Origin of the sequence: Streptococcus mitis (assembly GCF_013305725.1) — a bacterium.
GTDB classification, from domain to species: Bacteria; Bacillota; Bacilli; order Lactobacillales; family Streptococcaceae; genus Streptococcus; species Streptococcus mitis_BO.
On the sequence record NZ_CP047883.1, the window covers coordinates 1,569,656 to 1,583,595 of the forward strand.

Below are 13,940 nucleotides of genomic sequence, written 5' to 3' on the forward strand. Positions count from 1 at the left end.
GAAAAAGCCGAAATTCGACTTTCTCTCTATTTATTTCAAAGATTATTTTGCTTCCATGACTACTGGTAAAATAGCTGGACGACGCTTGGTTTGATCAAATAGGTACTTGGTCAGATTATCACGAACCTTCCCTTTAAGATCTGCCCAGTCAAAGTCATCTCCTTGCAGATAGTCTTCTACCGTTTGGTTAATCAATTCTGAACTTTCACGGAGAATATCGCGACTCTTCTTGAGATAAACAAATCCGCGCGTATGAACACGAGCCTTGGCTACAATTTTCTTCTCACGACGGTTAACGGTAATTGCGACGATGAAAATACCATCCTCTGACAAAACCTTACGGTCACGAAGAACCACATTTCCAACATCACCAATGGCATTTCCATCAATCAAGACATCTCCTGCTGAAACTGCTCCAGCTGGGACAAAGTCACCATTCTCATAAGCCATACTAGTTCCCTTTTTAGGGATAAAAATGCGTTCCGGTAGCATCCCAACTGCCATAGCAGCCTTAGCATGGGCATCTAACTCACGGTATTCCCCTTGAATTGGGAAGAGATACTTGGGTTGCAAGAGGTTAATCATCAACTGCAAATCACGCGCATTTCCATGCCCTGACACACGCAAGCTTTGGGTGATCAGTTTGACAACACCTCCAGCTTGGTAAATCATGTTTTCCACACGCGCCATGACTGCCTCTTTGGCGATAGATGGAGTGGTTACAATATAAACTAGGTCACCGTCCTTGATTTCCACATAACGGTGGCGACCAATCGACATCTTGCGAAGACCGTTGATAGGCTCACCCATACGGCCTGTCTCAAGAATAATCAACTCATGGTCCTCAAAACGAGACATATCTTTTGGTTTAATCAAAAGACTTTCGTTAGCTAGAGACAATTTCTTAAGACGAATAGCAGTGCGGACGATATTTTCAATATCGAATCCTGTCAAGACCACACGACGGCCTGTTGCATCCGCAGCGTCAAACACCTGCTGGATACGAGAGAGGTTGCTGGCTACTGCTGCAACAATGATACGACCATCCCAGTCCGAAATGGTTTGAGTGATCTCGTCCCCAACTTCACTTTCGCTAGCCACTTGGATATTACTGTCCGCATTGGCTGAATCGCTAAGAAGAGCTAGAACTCCATCACGACCGATTTCTGCCAAACGAGCAAAGTCTGTGGCATAAGATTCACTAGCTGTCTGGTCAAATTTGAAGTCACCTGTATAAACGATGCTACCTTCAGCTGTCTTCAAGACCACACCCAGACTTTCTGGGATAGAGTGGGTCGTACGGAAGAAGGACACCACAGTCCCGCCAAAATCAATCTCCGTATCCTCATCGATAACATGAAAATCATTAAATTTCTTAACTGTGTCATTTCCTTTGACAAAGAGTTTTGCCAACTCAATGGTCAACTCAGAGCCAAATACAGGTACCTTGGCTTCAGCCAAGAGATAAGGCAGAGCACCAATGGCATCCGCATGCCCGTGAGTCAAGAAAACCCCAGCAATACGATCGCTATTTTCAAAAAGGTAGTCCATATTTGGAATAACGACGTCCACCCCTAGTTGTTCATTTTCAGGGTATTTCAGACCTGCATCCAAAACGAAAATAGACCCGTCGATTTCAGCGATATACATATTTTTCCCATTTTCACGTACACCACCAAGTGTTGTTAAACTGATATTACTCATTTTTCCTCCGAAAGCTTAGTTTATCTTGATTATAGGGTTGCTTGCCCTCTTATTCTAAAAGCACTATTACTTTTAGCCGAATCTTTTCCTACCATTATACCATTTTTTTGATGATTTTCAAAATGAAGATTTGTTTTCAAAAAAGAGCTGGTTGCCCAATGAACTGCACCCCAAAAGTTAGACAGAAAAATCTAACTTTTGGAGTGTTTTTATTATGAAATTAACTTATGATGATAAAGTTCGGATCTATGAACTTAGAAAACAAGGATATAGCATAGAGAAGCTTTCAAATAAATTTGGGATAAACAATTCTAATATTAGGTATATGATTAAATTGATTGATCGTTACGGAATAGAGTTCGTCAAAAAAGGAAAAAATCGTTACTATTCTCCTGATTTAAAACAAGAAATGATTCATAAAGTCTTACATGAAGGCTGGACTAAAGATAGAGTTTCTCTTGAATACGGCCTCCCAAGTCGTACGATACTTCTTAACTGGCTAGCACAATACAGGAAAAACGGGTATACTATTGTTGAGAAAACAAGAGGGAGAGTACCTAAAATGGGACGTAAACCAAAGAAGAAACCCGAAGAGATGACAGAGTTAGAACGCCTTCAAGCAGAAAACGAGTATCTGCGAGCGGAGAATGCTGTCCTAAAAAAGTTGAGAGAACTCCGCTTGAAGGAGGAAAAAGAGAAAGAAGAAAGACAGAAATTGTTCAAGAATTAATGACTGAGTTTTCGTTAAATATTCTTCTAAAAGCCATTAAACTAGCTCGTTCGACCTACTACTATCACTTGAAACAGCTAGACAAACCAGATAAGGACCAAGAGCTTAAAGCTAAAATTCAATCCATTTTTATCGAACACAAGGGAAATTATGGCTATCGTCGGATTCATTTAGAATTAAGAAATCGTGGTTATGTGGTCAATCATAAAAGAGTTCAACGCTTGATGAAAGTGCTCAATTTACAAGCTAAAATGCGACAGAAACGAAAATATTCTTCTCATAAAGGAGATGTTGGCAAGAAAGCAGACAACCTTATTCAACGCCGGTTTGAAGCATCGAAACCAATGGAAAAGTGCTATACGGATGTGACAGAGTTTGCCATTCCAAATAGCACACAGAAACTCTATTTATCGCCTGTTTTAGATGGATTTAACAGTGAAATTATTGCTTATCATCTTTCTACTTCGCCCAACTTAGAGCAAGTAAAAACGATGTTGGAGCAGGCATTCACAGAGAAACACTACGAGAATACGATTCTCCATAGTGACCAGGGCTGGCAATACCAACACGATTCTTATCATCAGTTTCTAGAGGGTAAGGGAATTCAAGCATCCATGTCACGTAAGGGTAACAGCTCAGACAATGGTATGATGGAGTCCTTCTTTGGGATTCTGAAATCGGAAATGTTTTACGGTTATGAGAAGTCGTTTCAGTCGCTTAAGCAATTGGAACAAGCCATTGTAGACTATATTGATTACTACAACAATAAACGAATTAAGGTAAAACTAAAAGGACTCAGTCCTGTGCAATACAGAACTAAATCCTTTGGATAAATTAATTGTCTAACTTTTTGGGGTCAGTACACAACTCTTTCCTACGTCTATTCTTTTTCCATCAAAAAGTCATAAATTTCTTGCACGGTACCCAGCGCCATCATTTCTTGGTCTTTAACGATTTGCTTGAGATTTTGGTAAATCTGACTTTCTCCGATTTCACGTTTCGGTGCCTCTTTATTCACCTTCATAACACCATCTTTGATCGTCACAAAGCTTAGTTCTTCAAACACTTGAATCATCTTGACCAGCAAGATTTGTTGAATATTGAGATAAGCAGCCAAGTCTTTCAGCTTGTAGCGAATATCAAACTCTGGAAACTGGTAGATGGTCTTGTACAATTTGGCAAACTGCTCTCTAGTCCCATAACCTGTTAGATAGTAGGCCTTGTCAATATCATTTTTGAAATAGACCGCAGAGAAATTCTGTTCCTGAAAAATGGTCTTCAGCTGAGTAATATCCTCAGGAACGGTTTTTACGATAACAGCTTCACTATCCGCCAGATTTGGCAGTTCTCCAGCAAAATCCAAGACTGGAACTCCCTCTGGCAAGACTGCATTTTTCCCACGAATGTTAAAGAGTTGAACACCTTCCACACGCGCATCCACCATCATCAACTGGAGGGCAGTTTGGCCATTCCATTGGTTGACAGACAATTTAACTGCCAGCTCTAGATTCTTGGTTTGAGCAAATTCTGTTGCCCATCTACCTTGTCCAAATGCTACCACTTCAAAACTCGCCTCACCCTTGGAAATTTTCAGCTTGAGATGGGCGTTGCCTGCTCCCATAGTCCGGGCACTTTCGACCTGAAAATCCTTAATATAAAAGACAGGTTTCTGATTGTCCATTCCAAAGGGTGCCAAACGTTCAAAACTTTTGACCGTTTCCAAGCTAAGTGTCTCCAAATCCAGTTCTTCATCTAGATTTAACTTGTTCTTGCCAGCAGCATCTGCGCCTTTTCCACGAACATAATCTTCCAAGACTTGAGATAAATCTGAAAGTTTTTCAACTTCCAGCGTCATTCCTGCTGCGCCAGCATGGCCACCAAAGGCTATAAAGAGGTCACGATGAGGATCTAAGGCTTCAAAAATATCGACCGCTTCCACACTACGAGCACTACCCTTGGCACGACCGTCTTCTATATTAAGAACGATGACTGTCTGTCCTAGTTCTTCCAACAAACGACCAGCAACGATACCCAGAACTCCAGGATTCCAGCCTTCCTTAGCCAAGACTTGGACCTTCTTCTCAGGGTCCACCATGGTCTTAGCTTCTTCATAGATAGACTGGACGATTTCCTTGCGCTCTTCGTTTTTCTGATGAATCATGAGAGCAATCTCATGTGCTTCCTCATCATCAAAGCCAGTCAGCAAATCAATGGCAGGATTGGGATCATCCAAACGGCCCAAGGCATTCAAACGAGGGGCAATCTGGAAACCAACCGTTTCTTCTGTTACTTCGTTGGCAGCAATCCCAGCCATGTCCAGCATTTCTTGCAGACCAATGCGCTGGGTATGTCCCAACATCTCCAGACCATACTGAACCAAGATACGGTTTTCATCCGTCAAACTCACCATATCAGCAATGGTACCAATAGCGACCAAATCAAGCAATTCCACTTGTACTTCTTCTAAAAGGGCACAAGCCAGCTTGAAAGCAACTCCACAACCAGCCAAATATTTGAAAGGATAGTTCGCATCCGGATGTTCAGGATGGACAATAGCATAGGCATCTGGTAAGGTTTCAGGCATAGAATGGTGGTCAGTCACAATGACATCTACTCCCATAGACTGGGCCAATTCAATAGCCTCGTGACCCGCAACCCCGTTATCCACCGTCACAATCAAGGAAATTCCTTCTTGCTCGATAAAATATTTGTAAACACTGGCATTAGGTCCATAACCGTCGGTAAAACGATTGGGCAAGTAAACACGGCACTCAGCACCAAGCTGTTCCAAACTTTCCTTAACAATAGAAGCCGAAGTCATACCATCCGCATCATAATCACCGTAAACGAGGATATTTTCCCCTTCTTCAATGGCCTGACGAATCCGTTCCACTGCCTTATCCATATCATGGAGCAGATAAGGGTCATGCAAGTCCTCTAAGGAAGGCTCTAAAAACTTCTTCAGACTTTCTTGGTCCTGAATTCCTCTTTCAAATAATAACCGAGCCACCTCAGGACCCAATCCAGCCTTCTTGGCTATCTTTGTAAAATCCGCATCTTCTACTTGCGGGGCAAACTGCCATTCATAAGTAGGTGTTATCAAAAAGACATCCACTCTTTCTAAGAATTCTATCGCTTCATTATAACACGATTTAGACGTTTTCTCTATCCAGATTGCTTTTTTATAAAATTTTAGTGAATTTTTTCAGATATGATTTGACAAGACAAATCTTTTGGTGTAGAATCATGTTATAAAATCTAACACAAAGGAGATTCCTTATGGCTTTAGTAGAATTTGAACACGTCGAAAAATATTACGGAGATTACCATGCACTCCGCGACATCAATCTCCGTTTTGAAAAAGGGCAAGTTGTTGTACTCCTAGGTCCTTCTGGTTCTGGTAAGTCCACTCTTATCCGCACCATCAATGGTTTGGAGGCTGTAGACAAAGGAAGTCTTCTAGTAAATGGTCACCAAGTTGCTGGTGCCAGCCAGAAAGATTTGGTGCCCCTTCGCAAGGAAGTCGGCATGGTTTTCCAACATTTCAACCTCTATCCGCATAAAACGGTGTTAGAAAACGTAACACTAGCACCCATAAAAGTTCTAGGAATTGATAAAAAAGAAGCTGAAAAAACAGCCCAAAAATATCTGGAATTTGTAAATATGTGGGACAAGAAAGATTCTTATCCAGCCATGCTTTCTGGTGGACAGAAACAACGGATTGCCATCGCACGTGGACTCGCTATGCATCCTGAACTCCTCCTCTTTGATGAGCCAACATCTGCTCTTGACCCTGAAACCATCGGCGATGTTCTAGCGGTTATGCAAAAATTGGCCCACGATGGTATGAATATGATTATCGTGACTCATGAAATGGGCTTTGCCCGTGAAGTTGCTGACCGCATCATCTTTATGGCTGACGGAGAGGTTTTAGTAGATACGACAGATGTTGATGACTTTTTCGATAATCCAAGCGAACCTCGTGCCCAACAATTCCTCAGCAAAATCATCAACCACGAAAGTGACAAAGTCAAATAAGGAGGCCCTATGAAAAAGAAATTCTTTTTATCCGCATTATTGATTAGCCTTTTTGGCCTTGCTGCTGCAAAACCAGTCCAGGCTGATACCAGTGTCGCAGACATTCAAAAGAGAGGCGAGCTGGTTGTTGGTGTGAAACAAGACGTTCCCAATTTCGGTTACAAGGATCCCAAGACAGGGACCTATTCTGGTATCGAAACTGACTTGGCCAAGATGGTAGCTGATGAGCTCAAGGTCAAGGTTCGTTATGTACCAGTTACAGCACAAACTCGCGGACCCCTTCTAGACAATGAACAGGTCGATATGGATATCGCGACCTTTACCATCACAGACGAACGCAAAAAACTCTACAACTTTACCAGTCCTTACTACACGGACGCTTCTGGCTTTTTGGTCAATAAGTCTGCCAAAATCAAAAGCATTGAGGACCTAAACGGAAAAACCATCGGGGTTGCCCAAGGTTCCATTACTCAACGCCTGATTACCGAACTGGGTAAAAAGAAAGGTTTGACCTTTAAATTCGTCGAACTTGGTTCCTACCCAGAATTGATTACTTCCCTACACGCTCACCGTATCGATACCTTTTCCGTTGACCGTTCTATCCTATCTGGCTACATCAGTAAGCGGACAGAACTACTAGATGATAGTTTCAAGCCATCTGACTACGGTATCGTTACTAAGAAATCAAATACAGAGCTCAACGACTATCTTGATAACTTGGTCACTAAATGGAGCAAGGATGGTAGTTTGCAAAAACTTTATGACCGTTACAAGCTCAAACCATCTAGCCATACTGCAGATTAAGGAGGATACCCCATGACAGATTTATCATCTTGGACAGCCTATTTTCAGGATTTTGGACAATTTTTCAATGGTTTCCTCTTCACCCTTTCCCTAGCAATCGGATCCTTTATCCTAGCCATGGTTTTGGGCATCTTCTTTGGAGCCATGTCAACCAGCAAGCGTCCAATATTGAGAATTTTGGCTCGCATCTTTGTTGAATTTTACCAAAACACTCCCCTTTTGGTGCAATTTGTCATCGTCTTTTATGGTCTACCTCTTATCAGTGACCATATCATCATGATTCCGATTTATTGGACAGCCGTTCTCTGCGTGGGACTCTATCACGGTGCCTATATTGCTGAGGTGATTCGCTCAGGAATTCAGTCTATTCCTAGCGGTCAGATGGAGGCCGCCTTGTCGCAAGGGTTTACCTATATCAGTGCCATGCGCTTGATTATCTTGCCTCAGGCCTTCCGTATCATACTCCCTCCTTTGACCAACCAAATCGTCAACCTCATCAAGAACACCTCAACAGTCGCTATCATCTCTGGTGTAGACTTGATGTTTGTGACCAAGTCTTGGTCAGCTCTCAACGGAAACTACATTCCAGCATTTCTAGGCGCTGCCCTGCTCTACTTTTCTCTTTGCTTCCCTGTCGCCCAGTTTGGTCGCAAGATGGAGCAAGCCAACAAAAAAGCCTATTCACTTTAGGAGGTTACTATGGAATCCATTTTAGAAGTTTTGACCCCAGATAACCTAGTCTTTATCTTTAAAGGATTTGGCTTGACCCTCTACATTTCTCTGATTGCTATCGTCCTCTCTACCCTTATCGGTACGGTGCTAGCCGTCATGAGAAATGGCAAAAATCCTGTCTTACGTATCATCTCCAGCATTTACATCGAATTTGTGCGCAACGTTCCCAACCTTCTCTGGATTTTCACTATCTTTTTGGTTTTCAAGATGAAATCCACTCCAGCAGGAATCACTGCCTTTACTCTCTTTACCTCAGCTGCCCTAGCTGAGATTATTCGAGGCGGTCTCAATGCCGTAGACAAGGGACAATACGAAGCAGGAATGTCACAAGGATTCACCTCAACCCAAATCCTCTACCACATCATTCTTCCACAAGCTATTCGTAAAATGTTGCCAGCCATCATTTCTCAGTTTGTAACCGTGATTAAGGATACCAGTCTTCTCTACTCTGTTATCGCCCTACAAGAACTCTTTGGAGCCAGTCAAATTCTCATGGGCCGTTATTTCGAACCAGAGCAGGTCTTCAGTCTTTATATCCTGATTGCCCTCATCTACTTCAGCTTTAACCTAGCAATTTCTAGCCTATCTCATATGCTAGCCAAATGTTGGCAACAAGCCGCAGAATAAACAGCAACTCTCCAGTTAAATTGGAGAGTTTTTTTGATGAGAGTAGATATTTATAGACCTCAATTTGACACCATACTTTTTCTATGATAAAATGTAACAAATTTATTTACAACAAATCAAATCCCAATGAAATGGAATTTTCTATGAAATCACTCAAAGGACTACTCTTTATCATAGCTAGTTTTATCTTGACTATTTTGACTTGGATGAACACTTCTCCCCAATTCATGATTCCAGGACTAGCTTTAACAAGCCTATCTCTGACTTTTATCCTCGCCACTCGTCTCCCCCTACTAGAAAACTGGTTTCACGGTTTGGAGAAGGTCTACACTGTCCACAAATTCACAGCCTTTCTCTCAATCATTCTATTAATCTTTCATAACTTTAGTATGGGCGGTTTGTGGGGCTCTCGTTTAGCTGCTCAGTTTGGCAATCTTGCCATCTATATCTTTGTCAGTATCATCCTTGTCGCCTATTTAGGCAAATACATCCAATACGAAGCTTGGAGATGGATTCACCGTTTGGTTTACCTAGCCTATATTTTCGGACTCTTTCATGTCTACATGATGATGGGTAATCGTCTCCTTACATTTAATCTTCTAAGTTTTGTTGTTGATAGCTATGCCCTTTTAGGCTTACTAGCTGGTTTTTATATCATTTTTCTATATCAAAAGATTGGCTTCCCCTATCTAGGGAAAATTACCAATCTCAAACGCTTAAATCACGATACTATAGAAATTCAAATCCATCTTAGCAGACCTTTCAACTATCAGTCAGGACAATTTGCCTTTCTAAAGATTTTCCAAGAAGGCTTCGAGAGCGCCCCGCATCCCTTTTCTATCTCAGGAGGTCATGATCAAACTCTTTACTTTACTGTTAAAAATTCAGGTGACCATACCAAGAATATCTATGACAATCTTCAAGTCGGTAGCAAAGTAAGCGTAGACAGAGCTTACGGACACATGATCATAGAAGAAGGACGAGAAAATCAGGTTTGGATTGCTGGAGGCATTGGGATCACCCCCTTCATCTCTTACATCCGTGAACATCCTATTTTAGATAAACAGGTTCACTTCTACTATAGCTTCCGTGGAGAGGAAAATACAGTTTACCTAGATTTGCTCCGTGACTATGCTCAGAAAAATCCTAATTTTGAACTCCATCTAGTAGACAGTAGGAAAGACGGCTATCTTAATTTTGAACAAAAAGAAGTGCCCGAACATGCAAGCGTCTATATGTGTGGTCCTCTTTCTATGATGAAGTCACTTGCCAAACAGATTAAGAAACAAAATCCAAAAACAGAGCTTATATACGAAGGATTCAAGTTTAAATAACCACTCATACTCTCCTGGAATTTCCCAGGAGTTTTTTCTACGCAATCTCAAAAAACACTGCCAGATTTCTCTAGCAGTGTTTTGACATTTCATTTGCAGGCATCTATCCCTCTTAATCCTTCATTTGACTCTCTGCATCGGCCACGACTTGTTCTAGACTGGTCTGACCAAGTTCAGCCTCCATAGCCAGCTGAATTCTCTCCAATTTTTGATCCAAAACATCATGAATATGAGCTCCAACTGGACAATTTGGATTTGGATTGTCATGAAAACTGAAGAGTTGACCAGTCTTACCAAGACATTCGAGCGCTTGATAAACATCTAATAGACTAATGTCTTTGAGATCCTTAACAATCTCTGTTCCCCCTGTCCCGCGCGTGACTGAAATCAGCTCTGCCTTCTTCAACTGGGACAAGGTTTTTCTGATAATGACAGGATTGACCCCAACACTAGCAGCCAGAAAATCACTGGTCACCTTGCTTTCCTTCCCCTTGAGAGCAATAATTATCAGCATATGAGTCGCAATGGTAAATCTACTTGGAATTTGCATCCTCTTCTCCTTTTTACGAGGCTACCCTGCCTCTACTCTTCTTTTTCTATTATTATACCCTTTTTAGTTGTAATGTCAATCGTTACCACCTTTTAACCAGGCATCTAATTCCCTATCATAGCCCTCTTTCTGAGCCAGTTCTCTCAAAAATTCCTGATGATGAGTATGGTGGATACCATTGACCAGACTTTCATAATAAACCTCAAAATAGGGAAGTTTAAGATCTTTAGCCAACTGCAATTCAGCTGCCACATCGTAGTCTACCCGTCGGAAGTCCATATCTACCAATCCCTTGCCATCAAACTCTAAAATCATATACTGGGCCCGCAAGTCCTTCCGCAACTGGGCATCTAGAAAAAAAGGTTGCCCAATCGAACCTGGATTGACAATCAATTGCCCACCAGTCCCGTAACGAAGCAACTGCTGGTGAATATGACCATAAACAGCAATATCACAAGGTGGATTGGTCACCAAGCAGTCAAAATCCTCCTGTGCTCCAGTATGAATCAACTCTCGACCCCAGTTCTTATCAGGCAGATGATGGCTAATTCCTACCGTCAAATCCCCAAACTGTCGATGGAGCTGGAGAGGTTGATTATGGAGCGTTTCGATTTCTTCTAGGGAAATTTCCTCTAAAACATACTGGCACTGGCGCAAGAGATAGCGTTGACTGGGGCGGGTACTATCCAATTCCTTACGGACACCATGCCACAGACTGTCTTCCCAGTTTCCCAAAACTCTAGCCGTAATCGGTAGTTGATCCAACAAGTCCAAAATCCTTCTACGCCCTGTTCCTGGCATGAGAATGTCTCCCAAAAGCCAGTATTCATCCACTCCTAGCCGCCGAGCATCTGCCAAAACAGCCTCCAAGGCGGTGGTATTTCCATGAATATCTGAAAGAAGAGCTATTTTTGTCATTCTTTCTCCTCATTTCCTCTTATATATCTTTTTAATATTATAACAAAAAATACTGTATAATAGTTACCTTTAACCCACTCTTACTAAATCCAGAACACTACTTTTATTAAGGTAAAGACTTATCCAAAAGATTATTTCACATTACTCCTAACAAAGCATAGCAAGCACTTTTTCAATAAAGGAAATTCAAAAAAATCTACAAAAATCTTGAAAATTTTCACAATCATGCTATAATAATCCATAGAGACAAGTCACTTAGTCCCTTTCTACTAGAGAGTGCGTGGTTGCTGGAAACGCATAGGAGGCCTAAACTGATACTACTCTTGAGTTTTTTATGAAAACATAAAACGGTGGCCACGATAGAGCCAATCAGAGGTGTCCCTCTCTTTTGAGGTACATAAATGAAGGTGGAACCACGTTGCGACGTCCTTTCGAGGAGGTCGCTTTTTGTTTTTCTGGCTTTCACAATTAATTCTCTGTCCCTGTTTTCAGAATAGGGTTAACACATTCGTCAATAATATAAGTAAGGAGAACATCATGATTAACATTACTTTCCCAGATGGCGCTGTTCGTGAATTCGAATCTGGCGTTACAACTTTTGAAATTGCCCAATCTATCAGCAATTCCCTAGCTAAAAAGGCCTTGGCTGGTAAATTCAACGGCAAACTCATCGACACTACTCGTGCTATCACTGAAGATGGAAGCATCGAAATCGTGACACCTGATCACGAAGATGCCCTTCCAATCTTGCGTCACTCAGCTGCTCACTTGTTCGCCCAAGCAGCTCGTCGTCTTTTCCCAGACATTCACTTGGGGGTTGGTCCAGCTATCGAAGATGGTTTCTACTACGATACTGACAACACAGCTGGTCAAATCTCTAACGAAGACCTTCCTCGTATCGAAGAAGAAATGCAAAAAATTGTCAAAGAAAACTTCCCATCAATCCGTGAAGAAGTTACTAAAGACGAGGCACGTGAAATCTTCAAAAATGACCCTTACAAGTTGGAATTGATTGAAGAACACTCAGAAGACGAAGGTGGTTTGACCATCTACCGTCAGGGTGAATATGTAGACCTTTGCCGTGGCCCACACGTCCCTTCAACAGGTCGTATCCAAATCTTCCACCTTCTCCATGTAGCAGGTGCTTACTGGCGTGGAAATAGCGACAACGCTATGATGCAACGTATCTATGGTACAGCTTGGTTTGACAAAAAAGACTTGAAGAACTACCTTCAAATGCGTGAAGAAGCCAAGGAACGTGACCACCGTAAACTTGGTAAAGAGCTTGACCTCTTCATGATTTCTCAAGAGGTTGGTCAAGGTTTGCCATTCTGGTTGCCAAATGGTGCGACTATTCGTCGTGAGTTGGAACGCTACATCGTTGACAAAGAGCTAGCTTCAGGCTACCAACACGTCTACACTCCACCACTTGCTTCTGTTGAGCTTTACAAGACTTCTGGTCACTGGGATCATTACCAAGAAGACATGTTCCCAACTATGGACATGGGTGACGGGGAAGAATTTGTCCTTCGTCCAATGAACTGTCCGCACCACATCCAAGTCTTCAAACATCATGTTCACTCTTACCGTGAGTTGCCAATCCGTATCGCTGAAATCGGTATGATGCACCGCTACGAAAAATCTGGCTCCCTTACTGGTCTTCAACGTGTGCGTGAAATGTCTCTCAACGACGGTCACCTCTTTGTGACTCCAGAACAAATCCAAGAAGAATTCCAACGTGCTCTTCAGTTGATTATCGATGTTTATGAAGACTTCAACTTGACTGAATACCGCTTCCGTCTCTCTCTTCGTGACCCTCAAGATACTCATAAGTACTTTGACAACGATGAGATGTGGGAAAATGCTCAAACCATGCTTCGTGCAGCCCTTGATGAAATGGGCGTGGACTACTTTGAAGCCGAAGGTGAAGCAGCCTTCTACGGACCAAAATTGGATATTCAAGTTAAGACAGCCCTTGGAAAAGAAGAAACCCTTTCTACTATCCAACTTGACTTCTTGCTTCCAGAACGCTTCGACCTTAAATACATCGGAGCTGATGGTGAGGAACACCGTCCAGTTATGATCCACCGTGGTGTAATCTCTACTATGGAGCGCTTTACAGCTATCTTGATTGAGAACTACAAGGGTGCCTTCCCAACATGGCTTGCACCACACCAAGTAACCCTCATCCCAGTATCTAACGAAAAACACGTGGACTACGCTTGGGAAGTGGCTAAGAAACTCCGTGACCGTGGTGTTCGTGCAGATGTAGATGAGCGCAATGAAAAAATGCAGTTCAAGATCCGTGCGTCACAAACAAGCAAGATTCCTTACCAATTGATCGTTGGGGACAAGGAAATGGAAGACGGAACAGTCAACGTTCGTCGCTACGGACAAAAAGAAACACAAACTGTCTCAGTTGATGACTTTGTTCAAGCTATCCTAGCTGATATCGCCAACAAATCACGCGTTGAGAAATAAGAGATAAAATCCTAGCTACCTA

11 protein-coding genes are annotated in these 13,940 nt (G+C 42.2%); 7 read left to right on the plus strand and 4 right to left on the minus strand.

Annotation, left to right across the window (positions count from 1 at the left end):
• Nucleotides 1-42 precede the first annotated feature (42 nt).
• Complete coding sequence (locus tag M594_RS07690; RefSeq protein ID WP_000065614.1) at nucleotides 43-1,704, minus strand: ribonuclease J; 1,662 nt, start codon at nucleotides 1,702-1,704, stop codon at nucleotides 43-45.
• A gap of 214 nt (nucleotides 1,705-1,918) precedes the next feature.
• Between M594_RS07690 and M594_RS07695 the strand changes: the two genes are divergently transcribed.
• A protein-coding gene (locus tag M594_RS07695; RefSeq protein WP_173875850.1) for an IS3 family transposase occupies nucleotides 1,919-3,267 on the plus strand; the annotation gives its coding sequence in 2 pieces (ribosomal slippage) (nucleotides 1,919-2,360 and nucleotides 2,360-3,267; 1,350 coding nt in all).
• Between the two features lie 47 nt (nucleotides 3,268-3,314).
• Here the strand turns inward: M594_RS07695 and recJ are convergent.
• Nucleotides 3,315-5,537 (minus strand): single-stranded-DNA-specific exonuclease RecJ, encoded by a 2,223-nt coding sequence (gene recJ / locus M594_RS07700; RefSeq protein WP_173876423.1) that lies wholly within the window; start codon nucleotides 5,535-5,537, stop codon nucleotides 3,315-3,317.
• Between the two features lie 176 nt (nucleotides 5,538-5,713).
• On the opposite strand from recJ, the gene M594_RS07705 reads away from it, so the two are divergent.
• The 5 genes from M594_RS07705 to M594_RS07725 all read left to right on the plus strand — a co-directional run bounded on the left by M594_RS07705 (nucleotide 5,714) and on the right by M594_RS07725 (nucleotide 9,969).
• Nucleotides 5,714-6,472, plus strand: a complete 759-nt coding sequence (locus tag M594_RS07705) for an amino acid ABC transporter ATP-binding protein (protein ID WP_001229568.1) — start codon at nucleotides 5,714-5,716, stop codon at nucleotides 6,470-6,472.
• Between the two features lie 9 nt (nucleotides 6,473-6,481).
• Nucleotides 6,482-7,276 carry a transporter substrate-binding domain-containing protein gene (locus M594_RS07710; protein ID WP_084862996.1) on the plus strand — a complete coding sequence of 265 codons (795 nt, stop codon included), beginning with the start codon at nucleotides 6,482-6,484 and terminating at the stop codon, nucleotides 7,274-7,276.
• A gap of 12 nt (nucleotides 7,277-7,288) precedes the next feature.
• On the plus strand, nucleotides 7,289-7,966 hold the full coding sequence (locus M594_RS07715) for an amino acid ABC transporter permease (RefSeq protein WP_084862994.1): 678 nt from the start codon (nucleotides 7,289-7,291) through the stop codon (nucleotides 7,964-7,966).
• 9 nt (nucleotides 7,967-7,975) lie between these two features.
• Nucleotides 7,976-8,635, plus strand: coding sequence for an amino acid ABC transporter permease (locus tag M594_RS07720; protein ID WP_173876424.1), 660 nt, complete (start codon nucleotides 7,976-7,978; stop codon nucleotides 8,633-8,635).
• A gap of 143 nt (nucleotides 8,636-8,778) precedes the next feature.
• Nucleotides 8,779-9,969 (plus strand): ferric reductase-like transmembrane domain-containing protein, encoded by a 1,191-nt coding sequence (locus M594_RS07725; protein ID WP_173876425.1) that lies wholly within the window; start codon nucleotides 8,779-8,781, stop codon nucleotides 9,967-9,969.
• A gap of 112 nt (nucleotides 9,970-10,081) precedes the next feature.
• On the opposite strand, the gene M594_RS07730 is transcribed toward M594_RS07725, so the two are convergent.
• Entirely contained in the window at nucleotides 10,082-10,519 is a 438-nt protein-coding gene (locus M594_RS07730) for an Rrf2 family transcriptional regulator (protein ID WP_173876426.1), read from the minus strand.
• 75 nt (nucleotides 10,520-10,594) lie between these two features.
• Nucleotides 10,595-11,437, minus strand: a complete 843-nt coding sequence (locus M594_RS07735) for a metallophosphoesterase family protein (protein WP_173876428.1) — start codon at nucleotides 11,435-11,437, stop codon at nucleotides 10,595-10,597.
• Between the two features lie 537 nt (nucleotides 11,438-11,974).
• Between M594_RS07735 and thrS the strand changes: the two genes are divergently transcribed.
• A complete protein-coding gene (gene thrS / locus M594_RS07740) occupies nucleotides 11,975-13,918 on the plus strand; it encodes a threonine--tRNA ligase (protein WP_023945494.1) in 1,944 nt (647 codons plus the stop codon).
• Nucleotides 13,919-13,940 lie beyond the last annotated feature (22 nt).

What these genes read in the sequence shown, in the direction of transcription:
- M594_RS07705 (WP_001229568.1), top strand. Translation starts at nt 5,714, where the DNA reads ATGGCTTTAGTAGAATTTGAACACGTCGAAAAATATTACGGAGATTAC.
- M594_RS07720 (WP_173876424.1), top strand. Translation starts at nt 7,976, where the DNA reads ATGGAATCCATTTTAGAAGTTTTGACCCCAGATAACCTAGTCTTTATC.
- M594_RS07710 (WP_084862996.1), top strand. Translation starts at nt 6,482, where the DNA reads ATGAAAAAGAAATTCTTTTTATCCGCATTATTGATTAGCCTTTTTGGC.
- thrS (WP_023945494.1), top strand. Translation starts at nt 11,975, where the DNA reads ATGATTAACATTACTTTCCCAGATGGCGCTGTTCGTGAATTCGAATCT.
- M594_RS07715 (WP_084862994.1), top strand. Translation starts at nt 7,289, where the DNA reads ATGACAGATTTATCATCTTGGACAGCCTATTTTCAGGATTTTGGACAA.
- M594_RS07735 (WP_173876428.1), bottom strand. Translation starts at nt 11,437, where the DNA reads ATGACAAAAATAGCTCTTCTTTCAGATATTCATGGAAATACCACCGCC.
- M594_RS07690 (WP_000065614.1), bottom strand. Translation starts at nt 1,704, where the DNA reads ATGAGTAATATCAGTTTAACAACACTTGGTGGTGTACGTGAAAATGGG.
- M594_RS07730 (WP_173876426.1), bottom strand. Translation starts at nt 10,519, where the DNA reads ATGCAAATTCCAAGTAGATTTACCATTGCGACTCATATGCTGATAATT.
- M594_RS07725 (WP_173876425.1), top strand. Translation starts at nt 8,779, where the DNA reads ATGAAATCACTCAAAGGACTACTCTTTATCATAGCTAGTTTTATCTTG.